Annotated in this window: 19 protein-coding genes; 1 reads left to right on the top strand and 18 read right to left on the bottom strand. The window is 39.1% G+C overall.

Features of this window, described 5'->3' with window-relative positions:
- Positions 1-47: 47 nt before the first annotated feature.
- Both HMPREF3237_RS01860 and pbp2a read right to left on the bottom strand, forming a co-directional pair.
- A complete protein-coding gene (locus HMPREF3237_RS01860) occupies positions 48-527 on the bottom strand; it encodes an RNA polymerase sigma factor FliA (RefSeq protein ID WP_006144748.1) in 480 nt (159 codons plus the stop codon).
- Positions 528-710: 183 nt separating this feature from the next.
- Positions 711-2,936: a penicillin-binding protein PBP2A gene (gene pbp2a, locus HMPREF3237_RS01855; protein ID WP_070888635.1), complete on the bottom strand. Its 2,226-nt coding sequence runs from the start codon at positions 2,934-2,936 to the stop codon at positions 711-713.
- Positions 2,937-3,024: 88 nt separating this feature from the next.
- On the opposite strand from pbp2a, the gene HMPREF3237_RS01850 reads away from it, so the two are divergent.
- Positions 3,025-3,900 carry an RluA family pseudouridine synthase gene (locus HMPREF3237_RS01850; protein ID WP_083327655.1) on the top strand — a complete coding sequence of 292 codons (876 nt, stop codon included), beginning with the start codon at positions 3,025-3,027 and terminating at the stop codon, positions 3,898-3,900.
- A 68-nt stretch (positions 3,901-3,968) separates the two neighbouring features.
- Here HMPREF3237_RS01850 and gap read toward each other — a convergent pair whose 3' ends face one another.
- The 16 genes from gap to rpsM all read right to left on the bottom strand — a co-directional run bounded on the left by gap (position 3,969) and on the right by rpsM (position 18,759).
- Complete coding sequence (gene gap, locus HMPREF3237_RS01845) at positions 3,969-4,979, bottom strand: type I glyceraldehyde-3-phosphate dehydrogenase (protein WP_000260673.1); 1,011 nt, start codon at positions 4,977-4,979, stop codon at positions 3,969-3,971.
- A 288-nt stretch (positions 4,980-5,267) separates the two neighbouring features.
- Positions 5,268-7,919, bottom strand: a complete 2,652-nt coding sequence (gene adhE / locus HMPREF3237_RS01840; RefSeq protein ID WP_070888633.1) for a bifunctional acetaldehyde-CoA/alcohol dehydrogenase — start codon at positions 7,917-7,919, stop codon at positions 5,268-5,270.
- Positions 7,920-8,206: 287 nt separating this feature from the next.
- Complete coding sequence (locus tag HMPREF3237_RS01835; protein WP_025168564.1) at positions 8,207-8,620, bottom strand: MORN repeat-containing protein; 414 nt, start codon at positions 8,618-8,620, stop codon at positions 8,207-8,209.
- Positions 8,613-9,050: a low molecular weight protein-tyrosine-phosphatase gene (locus tag HMPREF3237_RS01830; RefSeq protein ID WP_025168563.1), complete on the bottom strand. Its 438-nt coding sequence runs from the start codon at positions 9,048-9,050 to the stop codon at positions 8,613-8,615. Before HMPREF3237_RS01830 ends, HMPREF3237_RS01835 begins: the two co-directional genes overlap by 8 nt.
- Positions 9,051-9,098: 48 nt before the next feature.
- The gene (yajC, locus tag HMPREF3237_RS01825) at positions 9,099-9,419 is read right to left on the bottom strand and encodes a preprotein translocase subunit YajC (protein ID WP_006144731.1); all 321 of its coding nucleotides are present in this window, start codon (positions 9,417-9,419) and stop codon (positions 9,099-9,101) included.
- Between the two features lie 115 nt (positions 9,420-9,534).
- Positions 9,535-11,511: a transketolase gene (gene tkt / locus HMPREF3237_RS01820; protein WP_070888632.1), complete on the bottom strand. Its 1,977-nt coding sequence runs from the start codon at positions 11,509-11,511 to the stop codon at positions 9,535-9,537.
- 118 nt (positions 11,512-11,629) lie between these two features.
- Positions 11,630-12,250 carry a ribonuclease P gene (locus tag HMPREF3237_RS01815; RefSeq protein ID WP_070888631.1) on the bottom strand — a complete coding sequence of 207 codons (621 nt, stop codon included), beginning with the start codon at positions 12,248-12,250 and terminating at the stop codon, positions 11,630-11,632.
- 54 nt (positions 12,251-12,304) lie between these two features.
- Complete coding sequence (gene jag / locus HMPREF3237_RS01810; RefSeq protein WP_006144727.1) at positions 12,305-13,261, bottom strand: RNA-binding cell elongation regulator Jag/EloR; 957 nt, start codon at positions 13,259-13,261, stop codon at positions 12,305-12,307.
- Between the two features lie 14 nt (positions 13,262-13,275).
- Positions 13,276-14,091: a YidC/Oxa1 family membrane protein insertase gene (locus HMPREF3237_RS01805; protein WP_180364190.1), complete on the bottom strand. Its 816-nt coding sequence runs from the start codon at positions 14,089-14,091 to the stop codon at positions 13,276-13,278.
- The gene (gene rnpA / locus HMPREF3237_RS01800; RefSeq protein WP_006144724.1) at positions 14,066-14,437 is read right to left on the bottom strand and encodes a ribonuclease P protein component; all 372 of its coding nucleotides are present in this window, start codon (positions 14,435-14,437) and stop codon (positions 14,066-14,068) included. Before rnpA ends, HMPREF3237_RS01805 begins: the two co-directional genes overlap by 26 nt.
- Positions 14,438-14,740: 303 nt before the next feature.
- Entirely contained in the window at positions 14,741-16,078 is a 1,338-nt protein-coding gene (locus HMPREF3237_RS01795) for a PFL family protein (RefSeq protein ID WP_070888630.1), read from the bottom strand.
- Positions 16,079-16,087: 9 nt separating this feature from the next.
- Positions 16,088-16,354, bottom strand: coding sequence for an ACT domain-containing protein (locus tag HMPREF3237_RS01790; protein ID WP_006144721.1), 267 nt, complete (start codon positions 16,352-16,354; stop codon positions 16,088-16,090).
- A gap of 261 nt (positions 16,355-16,615) precedes the next feature.
- Entirely contained in the window at positions 16,616-17,002 is a 387-nt protein-coding gene (gene rplQ / locus HMPREF3237_RS01785; protein ID WP_004251124.1) for a 50S ribosomal protein L17, read from the bottom strand.
- A gap of 11 nt (positions 17,003-17,013) precedes the next feature.
- Positions 17,014-17,949, bottom strand: coding sequence for a DNA-directed RNA polymerase subunit alpha (locus HMPREF3237_RS01780; protein ID WP_006144719.1), 936 nt, complete (start codon positions 17,947-17,949; stop codon positions 17,014-17,016).
- Between the two features lie 43 nt (positions 17,950-17,992).
- On the bottom strand, positions 17,993-18,376 hold the full coding sequence (gene rpsK, locus HMPREF3237_RS01775; RefSeq protein ID WP_001118385.1) for a 30S ribosomal protein S11: 384 nt from the start codon (positions 18,374-18,376) through the stop codon (positions 17,993-17,995).
- A 17-nt stretch (positions 18,377-18,393) separates the two neighbouring features.
- Entirely contained in the window at positions 18,394-18,759 is a 366-nt protein-coding gene (gene rpsM, locus HMPREF3237_RS01770; protein ID WP_004251117.1) for a 30S ribosomal protein S13, read from the bottom strand.
- Positions 18,760-18,766: the final 7 nt, after the last annotated feature.

Raw genomic sequence — 18,766 nt, 5'->3', positions numbered from 1 at the left:
TTATACCCACTTTTAGAATCTTGTCAACTGGTTTTCGAATGTTTTTACTACTTTGGTTCGAAATCTTTTAGGATAAATCGCAGTTCTTTAAGCATTGCTTTTCTACCTTTAAAGCGTTCATCTGCTAACAATCGCTCGAAATGCTCCAGTTTCTCTTTTCCTAATCCAGCTTGATAGCTCTTCAGCATATCTTGGAGGGCGTAGGAATCATCCAACAATAGCCCCCCTTCACCTAACCGGTGACTAATCTCACTCACTTCTTCATAAACTTGCCGATCCAATTTTCTTTTATGACTTTCTTGCTTTCGAATAGCATCTAAAATTCGATTTCGGAATTTTGTTTTAAAGTAGATATAGAATTGTTTATCTTTTTTCTTCTTGAATTCTGGATAGTTTTCCAATAATTCATGAAGACAAATCATTCCTTCCTGATCCCAATCTTCTATTTCCCATAAATGAAGATAGTACTCTTTCCGACACTTGTGTACGATAGCTTTTACTTCTTGGTAACTTTTTTCTAACATCATTACTCTCCTTTTCTACATACAGTATAGCAGAGTTATATATTGTAGAGATCTTTACTTTTATTTTGTTGTTTTACTTATCTAAGCTCAAGCTTTTGGAATGGTTACATGCCTTTTAGATACATTTTCAGTCATTTCAGGATACAAAAAACGGCAAGATATTATTCTTGCCATTTCATATAAGGATTATTGGAACAAGTCTACTATTGTGTCCCAGATTGTTTGTGCTTTTTCTTTAATCTTAGCATCTGAAATTGCTCGTCCCGCCTCATCGATGAGATTCTGAGCCCGGCCTCGAATGTCAGCAATGTTATCACTTGATTGTGTATTACCTCTTTCATTTGCTTGATTTCGAACATTTTTAGGTGCAATACCATTTTGCTTATAAGCATTTTCAACAGTAAAAGTGCTTCCTGGGGTATAGGGGAGAAGTGTTTCAGCCATACTTCTAAAAATATGCGCCGCACCATCCGAAGTCGATCCTGCTAGATGATGGTTCTCGTCCGTAGTTGGGAAACCAAGCCAATGGCTAATTACTACATCAGGCGTATACCCTATTACCCATTGGTCACTTGTATACACTGGATTAAATGCTGCTTCCGTTGTCCCAGTCTTCCCAGCCATAACATAGCCATCAGGCGAAGAACTAACTCCTGTACCATTTGTAAAAGTTCCTAGCATCATACTGGTCATTTTGTCAGCTACTGACTTGTCAATTACTCGTTTTTGAGAATTTTTATGGGTAGCAATTACTTGCCCACTTGCATTTTCAATTCGAGTAATAAAATGCGCTTCAGGCATCAAACCTTCATTTGCGAATGCTGCATAAGCCTGTGCCATTTGTAGCGGGTTTGTTTCCACACCACCACCCAGAGCTACTCCTAACACACGATCAACATTTGCCAAGTCAAGCCCAAATCTTTCGCCTGATTCAAAAGCCTTATCGATACCAAGTTGCTTGACCGTTGCTACTGCAGGAAGGTTTAAAGATTGAGCTAAAGCTTGATACATTGGAACTTCTGGTGACGTTTTAATTCCTGCGTAGTTGTCAACTTTGTAGTTCCCATATTCCATAGTATGATTATCCAACTCTTTATTTAAAGCCCACCCTGCTTCGACTGCTGGTGTGTATACAACTAAAGGTTTAATAGTGGAACCTGGACTTCTTTTGGATTGGGTTGCATAGTTGAAATTTCGGAAACCAGGTTTGTTAGCACCTGCCACACGGCCAACAACTCCACGTACTCCTCCTGTTTTTGGTTCCAAAGCTACACTACCAGACTCGGCATGAGTTCCATCTTCTGCCGTCGGAAAGAGAGAGGTGTTTTGATAGATGACCTGCATATTAGCTTGGTAATTTTGGTCCAATTCCGTATAAATTCGATAACCGTTATTAACGATTTCTTCTTCAGTTAGATTATACTTTTCAATTGCTTCATTAACGACTGCATCAAAATAGGAAGGATAACGGTAGTCTGAAATTTTCCCTTCATAAGCATCCTGAAGTTGAGATGCCATATCAACACCCGCAGCTTCTGCTTCTTTATTCTTATCAATATAGCCAGCTGCTACCATATTTTGCAAAACAGTATCCCTGCGATTAGTAGAGCCTTCAATTGAATTCAAAGGGTTGTATAGCTCTGGTCCTTTAAGCATACCTGCTAAAGTGGCGGCTTCATCAAGCGTTAATTGAGAAGCTGAAACTCCAAAGTACTTTTTACTAGCATCTTCAACACCCCAAACTCCATTTCCAAAGTAGGCGTTGTTCAAATACATGGTTAGAATTTCTTTTTTACTGTATTTTTTGGTTAATTCTAAAGCAAGAAAGAATTCTTTGGCCTTTCTCTGCACAGTTTGATCTTGTGAAAGATAGGCATTCTTTGCCAACTGCTGAGTAATTGTAGAACCACCACCTGAACGACCACCTGTTAGAATAGCTAGGAAAAAACGGCCATAGTTTATTCCACTATTTTTATAGAAGCTTCTATCTTCTGTCGCAATAACAGCATTCTGCAAATCTTCACTAATTTCAGGAAGTTCGACATAGGTCCCTTTTTGCCCTGACAGGGCTCCTGCCTCTTTTTCTTCTCTGTCAAAAATCAGAGTACGAGTTTTTAAAGCGTTTTGTAAGTCTGTAACATTTGTCGATTTTGCTAGGGCAAATAAATAGACTCCAACAAACAGGCTTGCACTGAGCCCAAGAATCAAAAAGATTTTTGTCAAATGATATCGGCGCCAGAATTTTCGAATAGGACCAACCGAGCCAGCTTTCTTTCGCCCTGCTCTTGAACGTCGTAAATTACCAGACTCACTATCTTCTTGTTCAATTTCATTTATTTCTGTTTCTTCGATTTCAGATTCTTCTTTTTTAAATAAAGAAAGAAATTTTTCAAATAATGTATCTAATTTCATGCGTTTATTTTATCATCTTCCCCATAGGAAGACAAGAATTTAGCTAATCCCCCTGTCCAAATAAACTAATTTTTGTTACAATATCTGTATGAAATTTAACTTTACTATCCCCGATTCTCTGCCTGAAATGTCGGTCAAGCTGTTTCTGGAAGAACAACTGTTAATCCCTCGAAAAATACGTCATTTTTTGAGGATTAAAAAACATATCCTCATTAATCAAGAAGAGGTTCACTGGCACCAAACTATCAAAGCAGGAGATGAATGTCAATTGATTTTTGACGAGGAAGATTATCCTGTAAAAGAAATTACTCCGGGAGACCCCAAACTTGTAAAAGAAATCTATCAAGACCAACATTTAATTATCGTCAATAAACCTGAAGGTATGAAAACACATGGGAATCAGCCTGATGAGATTGCCCTTCTAAATCATGTCAGCGCTTATGTGGGTCAAACTTGCTATGTTGTTCATCGGCTAGATAAGGAAACGAGTGGTCTCGTACTATTTGCTAAAAATCCATTCATACTCCCCATCCTAAACCGATTATTAGAGAAAAAAGAAATTTCCCGAGAATACTGGGCTGTGGCGGCCGGTGAAATAGAGTCTAAAGAACTTATCTTTCGAGACAAAATCGGTCGCAATCGCCATGATCGTAGAAAACGGATAGTTGACCAGAAAAACGGTCAATGCGCTGAAACCCAAGTAACTCGGTTGAAGCAATTCCAAAACAAAACCAGTCTCGTTCGCTGTAAATTGAAAACAGGACGAACTCATCAGATTCGAGTCCATCTATCTCACCACGGGCACCCAATCCTCGGAGATCCCCTCTACAACCCACATTCTAAAACTAGCAGACTGATGCTTCACGCATTTAAGCTATCCTTTATCCACCCTCTAACTTTAAAAAAATTAAGCTTTACTGGGCTATCAGATACATTTGAAAGAGAATTAAAACAAAATGGATGATTTCATCATCCATTTTTATTATAAGCAAAAAGCAAGGCCAGTCGGCCTTGCTTTGATTGACTCAGGAATTATTTAGCGATTTTAGCGAAGTATTCAAGAGTACGAACAAGTTGTGAAGTGTAAGACATTTCGTTGTCATACCATGAAACAACTTTAACCAATTGTTTACCGTCAACGTCAAGAACTTTAGTTTGAGTTGCGTCAAACAATGAACCGAATGACATACCTACGATATCAGAAGATACGATTGGATCTTCAGTGTATCCGTATGATTCGTTAGAAGCTGCTTTCATAGCTGCGTTTACTTCATCAACAGTAACGTTCTTGTCAAGAACTGCTACCAATTCAGTTACTGAACCAGTTGGTACAGGAACACGTTGAGCAGCTCCGTCCAATTTACCGTTCAATTCAGGGATAACCAAACCGATTGCTTTAGCAGCACCAGTTGAGTTAGGAACGATGTTAGCTGCAGCAGCACGAGCGCGGCGAAGGTCACCTTTACGGTGTGGTCCGTCAAGAACCATTTGGTCACCAGTGTAACCGTGGATAGTAGTCATCAAACCTTCAACGATACCGAAGTTGTCATGAAGAGCTTTAGCCATTGGAGCCAAACAGTTTGTAGTACATGAAGCACCTGAGATAACTGTTTCAGTACCATCAAGAATATCGTGGTTAGTGTTAAATACGACTGTTTTAACATCTGATCCACCAGGAGCAGTGATAACAACTTTCTTAGCACCACCAGCATGCAAGTGTTTTTCAGCAGCTGCTTTAGTAGCAAAGAAACCAGTTGCTTCAAGAACGATTTCTACACCGTCGTTAGCCCAGTCGATTTGTTCTGGATCGCGTTCAGCAGAAACTTTAACGAATTTACCGTTAACTTCGAATCCACCTTCTTTAACTTCCACAGTACCGTCGAAACGACCTTGAGTTGTGTCGTATTTCAACAAGTGTGCAAGCATAACTGGATCTGTAAGGTCGTTGATGCGAGTAACTTCAACACCTTCTACGTTTTGGATACGACGGAAAGCAAGACGTCCGATACGACCGAAACCGTTAATACCAACTTTAACTACCATTAGTGATTTCCTCCTTATGAAAATCATGAAAAATTTTATTGTGAAAAGAGTAACTTGAATCACTACAAATCACCTTTCAACAACTTTATTATATAACTATTTAAGTTAAATTGCAAGTACGGGCGTTGATTTTCACTTTAGTTTTATACTTTTCAATTCCACTTATTTTACTAAGACACCATAGTAAAAGCCTTCACTCTATTTTATTATATTTCCTTATAAACCTTTTGATTTCATGAATAATCAAAAAAGAGACAGGATTTCCCCTGTCTCTAGGCTGATAATCTATTATTTACGACGTCCTGGACGTTTTGCATAACCATAATAAGCATCTGCCATGATTTCTTCCATGTCAGCTACCATTGGCAAGCGTGGGTTTGCAGGTGAACATTGGTCTTCATATGCAAGCAAAGCAATTTCATGCAAGCTATCTTTCCAAGCTTTTTCATCAATTCCTTGATCCTTGAAGTTCATCTTGATACCTACTGCAACACCAAGATCGTAAACCGCTTTGGCATAAGCTTCAACTGCTTCTTCTGGAGTTGAGTGAGGCAAGCCAAGCATTCTAGCAATATCTTGGAATTTTTCGTCAGCTTTCCAGTAGTTGTATTTAGGCCATGTAGTAGTCTTAGATGGGCGAGTACCGTTGTAGCGGATAACGTATGGAAGCAAGATTGCATTTGTACGTCCGTGAACAGTATGGTGAACAGCACCAATCTTGTGGGCCATTGAGTGACTCATACCAAGGAAGGCATTAGCGAAGGCCATACCAGCCATTGTAGATGCATTGTGCATTTTTTCGCGAGCTTCTGGGTCTGCTGTCTTAACTGATTTTTCTAACCATTCAAAGACAAGCTTGATTGTTTGAAGCGCGATACCATCTGTATAATCGTTAGCGAAGTTTGAGGTGTAAGCTTCAGTAGCATGAGTCAACACGTCCATACCTGTATCAGCTGCGATGAAATCAGGAACTGATTCAACCAAAGCAGGGTCAACAATCGCAATCGTTGGTGTCAATGAGTAGTCAGCCAATGGATATTTACGGTTGTTTTTCTTATCAGAGATAACGGCAAATGGTGTTACTTCTGAACCTGTACCTGAAGTTGTTGGGATACCGATGTACTTCGCTTTCTTACCAAGTGATGGGAAGCGGAAGGCACGTTTACGGATATCCATGAATTTTTGAACCAAGTCACGGAAGTCGATTTGTGGTTGTTCGTAGAAGAGCCACATTACTTTAGCAGCATCCATCGGTGAACCACCACCAAGAGCGATGATTGTGTCTGGTTCAAATGCTCTCATCACTTCAGTACCACGTTCTACGGTTGTGATATCTGGATCTGGTTCAACATCTGAGAAGACTTGGACAGTTACACGGTTGCTACGTTTGTTCAATTGGTCAATAATACGTTGAACGAAACCGAGTTTTTCGATAGATTTGTCTGTGACGATCATAACGCGTTCAATATCTTCACAGGTTTGAAGGTATTGGATAGAATTGCGTTCGAAGTAAATTTTTGAAGGAACTTTAAACCATTGCATATTATTTCTACGTTTCCCTACTTTCTTGATGTTTAGAAGGTTGATTGCACTCACGTTATCACCAACTGAATTGTGACCATATGAACCACATCCAAGTGTCAATGAAGGAATGAAGGCATTGTATACGTCACCGATACCACCGAAAGTAGATGGAGAGTTCCAGATAATACGCATTGCTTTGATTTCTGTACCAAAGCGTTTAGCAAGAGCTTCATCTTTTGTATGGATAGCTGCTGAGTGGCCAAGCCCGTTGAACTCAACCATTTGACGTGCTTTTTTAAGACCATCTTCAGTATCTTTAGCTTTTAGAACTGCAATAACTGGTGACAATTTTTCACGAGTTAATGGTTCTTTTGGTCCTACTTCTGCACATTCTGCAGCCAAGATATTTGTTCCTTCTGGAACACTGAATCCAGCTTGTTCCGCAATCCATGCAGCTGGTTTACCAACGATGTTTGCGTTTAGTTTAGCACCCGCACAGTTTTTGCTGTTAGCTTTCACACCAAAACAGAATTCTTCAAGAAGAGCTTTCTCTTTCTTGTTTACAAAATAAGTGTGATATGACTTGAATTCTTTTACAAATTCATCGTAAACTTCTTTATCGATAATAACTGCTTGTTCTGACGCACAGACCATACCGTTATCAAATGATTTAGACATAACGATATCATGAGCAGCTTGACGGAGGTCAGCTGATTTTTCTACATAGGCTGGAACGTTCCCGGCACCTACCCCTAGAGCTGGTTTCCCACATGAGTATGCAGCTTTAACCATAGCATTCCCACCAGTTGCGAGAATAGTTGCAACACCTTCGTGGTTCATAAGTGCTCCAGTTGCTTCCATTGAAGGCTTTGTAATCCATTGAACACAGTTTTCAGGAGCACCAGCTGCAATTGCTGCATCACGAACGATTTGTGCTGCGTGAGCTGATGATTCTTGCGCTGATGGGTGGAAGGCAAAAACGATTGGGTTACGTGTTTTCAAAGCAATCAATGATTTGAAAATAGCTGTTGAAGTTGGGTTTGTTGTTGGAGTGATACCGCAGATAACACCTACAGGTTCAGCAATCTTAGTCAAACCTGTAACTGGATCATCTTCGATAACTCCAACTGTTTTGACACCACGCATATTGTTAACTACGTGTTCGCAGGCAAATAAATTTTTTGTTGCCTTATCTTCAAACACACCGCGTCCAGTTTCTTCTACTGCGTGCTGAGCAAGAATTCCGTGCGCATCAAGGGCAGCTACAGATGCTTTTGCTACGATGTAGTCAACTTGTTCTTGATTTAATTTACGCATTTCTTCTAGCGCAACTAAAGCTTTTTGTACTAAACCATCTACATGCTTTTCAGCAGCAAGTTTCTTTTCTTCAGGTGTTACGGTTTTTTTATCAGCCATATTTTCCTCCATTGTCTTTAAGGGAAAACCCTTTGTTAATTTTTTCACAAGTTCATTATAACAATTTTTTTATACTTTGTAAACAGTTTCATAGGTATTTCACAAAGAATTTTCATTTTATTGTGAATTTTTTATTAAGTTACTGTTTTTATGCACTCTTTTACTAATCTTTGTGAAAATGTTATTGAAATTATTTTATTTCACAAACTTTTTTAATGATGTTTCCAATAGCAAATTTGAGAAAACGTTTACTTTTCTTCTTAATAAAAAACCTCCGAGTTAGGAGGTTATTGTGCTTGTTGGAATAGTCCTTGCTTGAAGTCACCTTCATAAACAACTTCTTGCTCAGTAGTTAATTTCCCTTTACCTTCGGCTTGACCATTAACAAAGTGGCCTTCATAAACCCAACCATCCTTAGCTTGGTAGGTCCCCTGCCCGTTAAATGCTCCGTTTTTAAATTCCCCAGTGTAGGTATCGCCATTTGAGAAGGTCATTGTTCCTTGACCATTCATTTTCCCACGGACGATGCTCCCATCATATACAAGTGAATCACCATCTAGCTTTAAGACTCCTTGTTTTGGCATATTCCCTACAAATACAAAAATTGCACAAAGGACTATGACTACTACTGTCGCAATTTCTAAACGAGGACGTGTTATATAGACACTGTATTTATCATAGAGTTTCTTTAGATTATCCATTTTTTGCCTCATTTTCTAAACGAGTTAGCCATGCTCTGCAGCCGTCTAAAACTCGATGATAAGTTTCATCAAAATCACCTGTATACCATGGATCTGGAACACTTTCAGAAGCAAATGCCTCTATCTTATGATGATGTTCCTGAGGACACATCTTTGTCAAGTCAAGAAGATTGGATTCATCCATTCCGATGATATAGTCAAAATATTCAAAATCAGCCTTAGAGATTTGTTGTGATGCTTTTGATGAATTATAAGGAATATCATGAGTTTTAAAGATTTCCTGAGTTCCTTTGTGAATTGGATTGCCGTGCTCCCAAGAAGAAGTTGCTCGACTTTCAATCTCATAATCATCAGTTAAAGATTTCATTACAAATTCTGCCATAGGGCTACGGCAAATATTACCAAGGCAAACAAAAACAACCTTTTTCATCATTGTTCCTCATCTTCATAGAAAAACGGGAATGAGATCCACCCCGTTTTATTCTTCAATCGCGCTTTCGCCGTCAACAACTGTACCTTCAGGTGTGACAGCTTCTTTCAGTGGCAAGACAGACTTGATTGCTCCAAGTTCAAAAGTCAAGTATACTCCGTCTACATCTAGTACGATCGTTTTATTTTCAGTATCAACTTCATCAACTGTACCGTATAAACCACCAATGGTAATGACTTCATAGCCTTTTTGAAGTTTGTTGAGACTCTCCATGCGTTTTTCAGCTTGTTTCTTTTGAGAACGTTGCATAAAGAACATCAATCCAAACATGACTACAAGCATAATCACAAATGTTAAATTGGGATTCATAGTATTTTCTCCTTTGTCATTCAGATAAAACTACTATATCAAATTTCACTATTTTTTACAAGATTGCACCTTAGTTTTAGGTCAATAAAAAACCAGAGCAAAGCTCTGATTTTTCTTATTTCAAGTTGTTTACAATTTTCACCAAGTTTTCAACTGTAAATCCATACTCTGCTAAAACTTTTGGAGCTGGTGCAGATGCTCCAAAGGTATCAATACCGAGAACTGCTCCATCCAAGCCAACATATTTGTACCAGTTTTGTGTTGCTCCCATTTCGACAGCTACACGGCGACGAACTGCATTTGGTAATATTTCTTCTTTGTAGGCTGCATCTTGTGCATCAAAGACATCTGTAGATGGCATGCTGACCACGCGGACTTTCCCACCTTGACTTGCTAATTCTTTAGCGGCTGCAACAGCTAAGTTCACTTCTGAACCTGTTGCAATCAAGATAGTGTCGAAGTCTGCTGCATTTTCATAGACAACATAAGCCCCTTTTGCAACCTTCTCAAAGTCTGTTCCTTCTTCAACAGTCAAGTTTTGACGAGTCAAGACAAGGGCAGTTGGTGTCTTTTCACTCTTCACTGCTAGGTACCAAGCTGCTTGAGTTTCACGCGCATCTGCTGGGCGGAAAACATTAAGGTTTGGAATCGCACGAAGTCCTGCCAAGTGTTCGACTGGTTCATGAGTTGGTCCATCCTCACCAACAGCGATTGAATCGTGGGTAAAGACATAAGTTACAGGAAGACCTTGCAGAGCTGACAATCGAACCGCTGCCTTAAGATAGTCTGAGAAGACGAAGAATGTTCCACCATAAACACGAAGTCCGCCATGAAGAGCCATTCCGTTCAAAACTGTACCCATTGCAAATTCACGAACACCAAATTGGATATTACGGTTCAAGCGATTTGCATCGTCCTGAAGTCCGTCAGTTTTGATGTAAGTCATATTTGAATGAGCAAGGTCAGCTGATCCACCCAAGAAGGTTGGCAATTTAGCAGCCACTACATTCAAGGCATCCTGACTTGAGTTACGAGTTGCTTGAGAGAAGCCATTTTCTAAAGCTGGGAAGTCTTCTGGAGTCAATTCAACTGGATCGCGTCCGTCGATGATTGCTTCCACTTCTGCAGCAAGTTCTGGGTGAGCTTTTTTATAATCTGCAACTAGTTTTGTCCATGCTTCATATGCTGATGCACCTCGGTCTGCCACATTTTCTTTGAAGTCAGCATAAACTTCCGCTGGGATTTCAAATGGTTCATAGTTCCAACCAAGTACTTGGCGAGTTGCTGCAGTTTCATCCGCACCAAGAGGGGCACCGTGTACGGCATTAGTTCCTTGTTTGTTTGGGGAACCATAACCAATAACAGTTTTCACTTCAATCAAAGATGGCTTGCCAGAAGCCTTAGCTTCTTCAATAGCCACATGAATTGCTTCCAAGTCTGTTCCGTCTTCAACCAAGGCTGTATGCCAACCATAAGCCTTGTAACGGTCACGAACACTTTCTGTGAATGAATCTTTTGTCTCACCATCCAAGTTGATATCATTTGAATCATAAAGAACAACCAGCTTGTCAAGTTTTTGCAAACCTGCATAAGATGCAGCTTCACTTGAGACACCTTCCATCAAGTCACCATCTCCACAGATAACATATGTGTAGTGGTCAAAGATGTTATAACCTTCGCGGTTGTACTTAGCTGCAAGGAAACGTTCTGCTTGTGCAAAACCTGTCGCAGTCGCAATCCCTTGTCCTAAAGGACCTGTTGTTGCATCAACCCCTGCTGTATGACCAAATTCTGGGTGACCTGGTGTTTTAGAGCCCCATTGACGGAAGTTCTTCACTTCATCCATGCTCACATCTTCAAATCCAGAGAGATGAAGAAGAGCATAGAGGAGCATTGAACCATGACCAGCTGAAAGAATAAAGCGGTCGCGGTTGATCCAGTTTGGTTGAGCTGGATTGATACGAAGTTCTTTAGTAAATAGGCTGTAAGCCATCGGTGCAGCCCCCATAACCACTCCTGGGTGACCTGAGTTCGCTTTATTGATAGCGTCAATACCTAAAAAACGAATCGCATTAACAGATTGATTTGACATAGAATTTCCTTTCTCTTTGATGTGATAAGTATACCACGTATCCTATTCTTCTATTATATGAAAAAATGGCTAGAATAGCAATATAACAATTTACTATAAAACGCCTCAGCCGATTAGGCTAATTTCTAGTTGCTAAGTAGTAAGGTAATAATGTTTCAAAAGCTCTATCTAGTCCTTCTAAAACTTTATCCATACTTTCCTCATCAGTCACTGGAACATCAGCTTTTATTAATACCTTGCGAATCTCCTGATTAGATAATTGTCGTCTCAACAGTTGTCTATTCTCCTCGGTAGCCTGCACTCTGTAACTCTCATCGTTTTTCTGAACCCAATAATAGATTCCCTCAACCACTGGCACATCCAAAACTTTAGCCTGTTTTGATAAGGTAGCTTCATCTTTCTTTCTCTCTATAAAACTAACTTCTAAAGAGATTCCCCAATTATTCTGACTTCCATACAAACGAAGGGCCATCATGGGTTCCGTAATCTGCCCCTCTCTCTGTAAATAAGCCCAAAAGTGAGGCCGTAATCTCTGCGCTTGATTCATCCAATGGCTAGTTGGATGTAAATTCCAATCAGAATGCTTCGTTTGAAAACACTCAGCTAGATAAGTGAATCCCTTTCGTGCTTCTTGCCCTTTTTTACGCAAGCTTAGCATTTTATCCTTTTCATCTCCAGCTTTATCTGGATTTCGATACTGTTCCCCTTGATAAGCAAGATAATTCTTTATTTCGTTCATATGGCTCCTTTATTAGCTAGAAAAAAATCAGGAAAAACCTGATTTTTCATTTTTTTATTCTGTGTCAACGACAACGTAACGATTTGGTTCGTCACCTTCAGAGTAACTCGTTACCCCTTCCATTCGCGAAATGATACGATGGATAATTTTACGCTCGCTACTTGACATTGGGTCTGTCATCTGACTACGGCCTTCTTCCAATACACGTGTAGCTAATTTTTGCGCATAGCTCTGCAAAACTTCTGCACGGTGTTCCACATAGTCATTTACGTTGATAGTGATATAGAAAGTTTTTGAATAACGATTGTAAAGGTAATTTTGTGCTAGAAGTTGAAGAGATTTCAAAACCTTACCGTGGTAACCGATAATACGACCAGGTTCGTTAGTGTCAATTTGCATATTAATGGAGCGACGGTTAGATGTGCTAGAGATGGTTCCCTCAACATCCATATCATCAACGATTGCTTGAACATAGTTGGTTACTTCTTCAACAACCTTTTCAGTGTCATAAGTTGGTTCAACTTTCAAACCAAGATTATCTAAATCGCTACTTTGCTCTTCGTCAGTATTTTCTTGTGTTTCCTCAGGTTGCAATTCCTTTAAAACTGCAATATGCCCTGTTTCCTCTAAAATCGTGCTAGCTTCTTTATCATTCTTAAGAATTTCAGCCTTGACATCTTCAGAAATTTCTTGGCCTTCTTCTTCAATCTTCTTGATAGCTGCAACTACATGTCCCAAATCAACTGTTGCTTCGCTGACTGTTTTAACTGGATCATTTTGATCATTAATTTCTTTTGGGACACCTTTGATCGCTTGCTGATTTGCTTTTACAACTGTTGTCTCACTAATTGCTTCGATATCAACTTGAGCTGGTTTCTTACCAAAAAGTCCAAAGAAACCTTTTTTCTCTTTTGAAATAACCTTGATATGAGCTTTCATTCTTGAAATATTTAATTCATTCAATCCTTTTTGGATTGCTTCTTCAACTGTTGAACCTGTAAATAATACCATTATCAGATTCCTCCTTACTTTTTCTTTTTCTGTGCTTTCTTTAGAGCTTTTCTTTTCTTAGATTCCAGATCCTTCTTAGCTTGCAAATCTGCTTCACGCTCTGCAATGATTTTGAAAGGGTTGTTCAAAAGGTAAGTCTGCAATACTTGATAAGCATTTGAAACCGCCCAGTAAAGTGCAACACCACTTGGTGCAGAGATTGCAAAAAAGAAGATAATAACAGGCATTCCATACATCATTCCTGTCATGGCAGCATTTTTCTCAGGTAAGGCTTTGTTTGAAAGCCAACTACTAAAGAATGTGAACAAGGCAGCCAAAATAGGTAGTACAAAAGTTGTATCAGCTCCACCTAGATTGAACCACAAGAAATGTCCGGTCTTCAGAAAATCTACGTTTGACAAAGCTTGGAAAAGAGCCAACAGAATTGGCATTTGAATCAATAGTGGCCAAAATGATGCAGATTGTTTAATCCCTAATTCTTTAAATAGTTTACGTGTTTCCTGATCTAACTTAGTGCGACTTTCCATATCACGACCTGGATAACGCTCGCGCAATTCTTTTATACGAGGTTGGGCTTCTTGCATTTTTCTGGATGCCACCATTTGTGTTTGAAAGACCGGTAAAAGTATTGTTCTAATCAAAACTGTGAAAAGGATAATTCCTAAACCAATGCTGATATCAAATGACAAAAAACGAATGGTTACGGCAAAAAAATAAACAAGTTTACTCCAAAAATCTGCTGAATCAGCAGAGACTTCACTAGTTGCACAAGCAGTCATTACCAACAAGGACAAACCTATCAAACTAGTCAATTGTAATTTTTTCTTCACTCCTATTTCCTTCCTGGAATATCTTTGCTAATTTCAAAACATGAAGTAAGTTTTGTTCGATTTCTGCATATTCTAAAGTTTCAACGCCTTTTCGAGCAATAACAACAAAGTCCACATTATCAACTATCTGGTTACTATTTTCAATCAAAACATGACGAATTCTTCTCTTGATTTGATTCCTTGTCACAGCATTCCCTAACTTCTTGCTAACTGACAAACCTACTCGAAAATGTTGTTGCTGGTTCTCTAATCGATAAATAACAAATTTTCGATTAGCTACACTTTCTCCCTCTTTAAATATGGCATCGAAATCTTTCTCTTTTTTTACACGAAAGCTTTTTCTCAAAAATCATACTCCATCTAATAAAACTACTACTATTATACCATAAATTTTTAAAAATCCAATCACAGCAAGGTTTTGAGCTATTTGTACTGTAAAAAAGTCATTAAAAAAAATAAATAACCAAATTTTATGAAAATTTACTACTGTTCCCCAAATATAAAACAAAAGCCACTCATAAGAATGGCCTTTGTCGGAGATTATTATGAAAAAAGTTTAGGATTCTATTAAATAAAGTTAGGAGGTCTTTATTTAATAATTATAGTATATACCGATTTCCTTAAACCGAACTTAAACCTTCACTTTTTTCTAATTTTTAAAACTATGAATGGGAGCAGGAATCTGCCCTCCACGAGAAATGAAATCTACAGATGACGCCTTGTTTACTTTCATAACTGGAGCAGTTCCTAAAAGACCACCAAACTCAATCATGTCACCATCTTTACCTTTAGGGATAATACGAACTGCAGTTGTTTTCATATTGATAACTCCTATAGCAGCCTCATCTGCAATCATAGCTGCAATCGTTTCAGCAGGGGTATCCTCAGGAATGGCAATCATATCTAAACCTACGGAACAGATAGCGGTCATAGCTTCTAATTTTTCAAGATTTAGAGAACCATTTTGCACGGCTGCAATCATCCCCTCATCTTCTGAAACTGGGATAAAAGCACCGGATAGACCACCAACTTGGTTACAAGCCATTACTCCACCCTTTTTCACCTGATCATTCAAAAGAGCTAGGGCTGCAGTCGTCCCGTGAGTACCAACAGTTTCTAGCCCCATTTCCTCAAGAACGCGAGCCACAGAATCTCCAACTGCAGGGGTTGGTGCCAAACTCAGATCTACAATCCCAAATTTCACACCAAGCCGTTCACTAGCCATTTGACCAACAAGTTGTCCGATACGAGTAATCTTAAATGCTGTCTTTTTGACGGTTTCTGCAACTACATCAAAACTTTCACCACGTACCTTTTCAAGGGCACGTTTGACGACGCCCGGACCAGAGACACCGACATTGATGATAACATCTGCTTCACCAACACCATGGAAGGCTCCCGCCATAAAAGGATTGTCTTCGACTGCATTCGCAAAAACAACTAACTTAGCTGCGCCAAGATCCGATAAAACAGCCGTCTCTTTAATAATACGTCCCATATCAGCTACAGCAGTCATGTTAATTCCTGACTTAGTCGAACCAATATTGACAGACGAACAAACCTTATCTGTCTCAGCCAAAGCGCGAGGAATAGAGTTGATCAAGATTTCATCTCCTTTTTGGTACCCTTTTTGTACCAAGGCAGAAAAACCTCCAATAAAATCCACACCAATTTCCTTGGCAGCCTTATCCAAAGCCTTTGCCAAAGGAAGATAATCTGTTGCATCAGTGGCTGCTCCAATCAGAGAAATCGGGGTTACAGACACCCGTTTATTCACAATAGGAATCCCAAGTTCCGCAGCAATTTCATCACCGACCGTTACTAAATTGGCAGCTTTGCTAGTTATTTTATTATAAATTTTATCCGCAGCCTTATTGATATCTGGGTCAATACAGTCTAAAAGAGAAATCCCCATAGTAATAGTTCTGATATCAAAGTTTTGCTCTTCAATCATGGCGATTGTTTCAGTAACTTGTCTAATATCCATAATCGCCTCCTAGATATTATACATAGCATCAAAAATAGCCGCACTCTGAATATTGATTTTAACATTCAAAGTCTGACCAAAATCCTCAAATTCATTTCTCAAATGAGTAAAATCTTGTTTTTCATCACTAGATACAATAGCCATCATTGTGAAGAACTCATCCAAAACTGTTTGCGAAATATCATCAATATTTAATCCTAATTCAGCAATCTTAGTTGCAACACCTGCAACAATTCCACCCTTATCTTTTCCAACTACAGTTATAATAGCTTTCATATTGGACCTCCATTCTTGAAATCATAAGAATTTCTAGTTTTATGATTTTCTTTTTTCTCAGTATAGCACATTTACAACAAAAAAACTAAAAAACGCCTGCTTACGAAATTGTTCTTAATAGAAAAACAATTTCGTAAACAAGCGTCTACCCTACCATCTTATGATGAGTGTTCCCGCTAGGACAAAAGTCCTAGCGGTAGACCAGAGCTAGACTAAGAGCACAAGGCTCCATCATCATAACACTCAACAAAATTGATGATTTTATACTAATTCGATGATCGCCATTGGCGCTGCATCACCACGACGTGGTTCAGTTTTAAGGATACGAGTGTATCCACCGTTACGGTCTGCGTAACGAGGTGCAATTTCTGAGAACAATTTTTGAAGAGCTGTAGTAGAAGTGTACTTGTCAGTTGCTTCATCATAGTTTTCAGATGCGATTTCATTACGTACGAAAGCAGCAGCTTGACGACGTGCATGCAAATCACCACGTTTACCTAGAGTAATCATTTTTTCAACAGTTTTACGGATTTCTTTAGCACGAGCTTCAGTTGTCACGATTGATTCGTTGATCAAAAGATCAGTTGTCAAATCGCGAAGCATTGCTTTACGTTGTGAGCTAGTGCGTCCTAGTTTACGGTAAGCCATGTATTCCTCCTTTATTTATCTTTTAATCCAAGACCCAAATCAATGAGTTTGAGTTTCACTTCTTCCAAACTCTTGCGTCCAAGATTTCTTACTTTCATCATCTCTGCTTCAGATTTTTCTGTTAAATCATGCACAGTATTGATACCGGCACGTTTCAAACAGTTGTATGAGCGCACAGATAAATCCAGTTCTTCAATCGTACGTTCCAAAATGCGGTCGTCCGATTCAGTATCAGCTTCTTTCATTACTTCAGTTGACTTAGCAATCTCTGTAAGATTTGTAAACAAATCAAGATGTTCAGTCAAGATACGTGCTGAAAGCCCTAAAGCATCTTCTGGAATGATTGTTCCATTTGTCAAGATTTCAAGGGTTAATTTGTCGAAACCATCATTGCTTCCTACACGAGCAGGTTCAACTTGATAGTTAACTTTTGTAACTGGTGTATAAATAGAATCTACAGCAAGTGTTCCAACTGGGGCATTATCTTTTTTATTTTCATCTGCAGGTACATAACCACGACCAGTGTTTACAGTCATAGTTGCTTTAAATGAAGCACCTTCTCCGATTGTAAAAAGATAATGATCTGGATTTACGATTTCAATATCACTGTCCGTTAAAATATCTCCGGCTGTCACTTCAGCAGGACCTTCAACATCAAGTTCAATAGTCTTTTCGTCTTTTACATATGATTTAACTGCAATACCTTTAATGTTCAGAATGATTTGCATCACGTCTTCGCGAACACCAGGAATTGTATCAAATTCATGTAATACTCCATCGATATCGATAGATGTAACAGCTGCTCCTGGAAGAGAAGCAAGAAGTACACGACGAAGAGAGTTACCAAGTGTTGTACCGTATCCACGTTCTAGTGGTTCGATTACAAACTTGCCATAATCTTTATTTTCATCAATTTTTGTTATATTTGGTTTTTCAAACTCGATCATTTAGTTACTCCCTCTTAAACGAAAAGCAGTGTAAAGGTAATGATTATACACGGCGACGTTTTGGAGGACGAGCACCATTGTGTGGCACTGGAGTCACATCACGAATTGCTGTTACTTCAAGACCAGCGGCAGCAAGAGCACGAATAGCTGACTCACGACCAGAACCTGGACCTTTTACAGTAACTTCAACTGATTTAAGACCGTGTTCTTGTGCAGATTTAGCAGCAGCTTCTGAAGCCATTTGAGCAGCAAATGGTGTAGATTTACGAGAACCTTTGAAACCAAGAGCACCAGCTGATGACCAAGCGATTGCATTACCATGCACATCAGTAATCATAACAATAGTGTTATTAAATGTAGCGTGAATATGAGCAATACCAGATTCGATATTCTTTTTCACACGACGTTTACGTGTTGGTTTAGCCAAGACTTTTACCTCCTATATTATTTTTTCTTACCAGCAATCGCAACAGCTTTACCTTTACGAGTGCGAGCGTTGTTTTTAGTGTTTTGTCCACGGACAGGAAGTCCACGACGGTGACGGATACCACGGTATGAACCGATTTCCATCAAACGTTTGATGTTCAAGTTCACTTCACGACGAAGGTCACCTTCAACTTTAATTGCATCCACTTCACGACGGATAGCATCTTCTTGATCTGATGTAAGGTCACGAACACGAATATCTTCTGAAACTCCAGCAGCTGCCAAAATCTTTTGAGATGTTGCAAGTCCGATACCATAGACATAAGTCAATGAGATAACTACGCGTTTGTCATTGGGAATATCAACTCCAGCAATACGAGCCATGTTTTCT

The sequence above is a fragment of the Streptococcus sp. HMSC34B10 genome (assembly GCF_001839505.1).
GTDB lineage: Bacteria > Bacillota > Bacilli > Lactobacillales > Streptococcaceae > Streptococcus > Streptococcus peroris.
This window is presented reverse-complemented; position numbering and strand designations above follow the sequence as displayed.

Bases quoted from the DNA above. Each gene is read 5' to 3' on its own strand.
- HMPREF3237_RS01850 (WP_083327655.1), top strand. From the start codon at position 3,025: ATGAAATTTAACTTTACTATCCCCGATTCTCTGCCTGAAATGTCGGTC.
- pbp2a (WP_070888635.1), bottom strand. From the start codon at position 2,936: ATGAAATTAGATACATTATTTGAAAAATTTCTTTCTTTATTTAAAAAA.
- HMPREF3237_RS01830 (WP_025168563.1), bottom strand. From the start codon at position 9,050: ATGAAAAAGGTTGTTTTTGTTTGCCTTGGTAATATTTGCCGTAGCCCT.
- adhE (WP_070888633.1), bottom strand. From the start codon at position 7,919: ATGGCTGATAAAAAAACCGTAACACCTGAAGAAAAGAAACTTGCTGCT.
- tkt (WP_070888632.1), bottom strand. From the start codon at position 11,511: ATGTCAAATCAATCTGTTAATGCGATTCGTTTTTTAGGTATTGACGCT.
- rplQ (WP_004251124.1), bottom strand. From the start codon at position 17,002: ATGGCTTACCGTAAACTAGGACGCACTAGCTCACAACGTAAAGCAATG.
- HMPREF3237_RS01790 (WP_006144721.1), bottom strand. From the start codon at position 16,354: ATGAAAGCTATTATAACTGTAGTTGGAAAAGATAAGGGTGGAATTGTT.
- HMPREF3237_RS01835 (WP_025168564.1), bottom strand. From the start codon at position 8,620: ATGGATAATCTAAAGAAACTCTATGATAAATACAGTGTCTATATAACA.
- jag (WP_006144727.1), bottom strand. From the start codon at position 13,261: ATGGTATTATTTACAGGTTCAACAGTTGAAGAAGCAATCCAAAAAGGA.
- rpsM (WP_004251117.1), bottom strand. From the start codon at position 18,759: ATGGCTCGTATTGCTGGAGTTGATATTCCCAATGACAAACGCGTAGTT.
- gap (WP_000260673.1), bottom strand. From the start codon at position 4,979: ATGGTAGTTAAAGTTGGTATTAACGGTTTCGGTCGTATCGGACGTCTT.
- HMPREF3237_RS01815 (WP_070888631.1), bottom strand. From the start codon at position 12,250: ATGAACGAAATAAAGAATTATCTTGCTTATCAAGGGGAACAGTATCGA.
- HMPREF3237_RS01795 (WP_070888630.1), bottom strand. From the start codon at position 16,078: ATGGATATTAGACAAGTTACTGAAACAATCGCCATGATTGAAGAGCAA.
- yajC (WP_006144731.1), bottom strand. From the start codon at position 9,419: ATGAATCCCAATTTAACATTTGTGATTATGCTTGTAGTCATGTTTGGA.
- HMPREF3237_RS01860 (WP_006144748.1), bottom strand. From the start codon at position 527: ATGATGTTAGAAAAAAGTTACCAAGAAGTAAAAGCTATCGTACACAAG.
- HMPREF3237_RS01780 (WP_006144719.1), bottom strand. From the start codon at position 17,949: ATGATCGAGTTTGAAAAACCAAATATAACAAAAATTGATGAAAATAAA.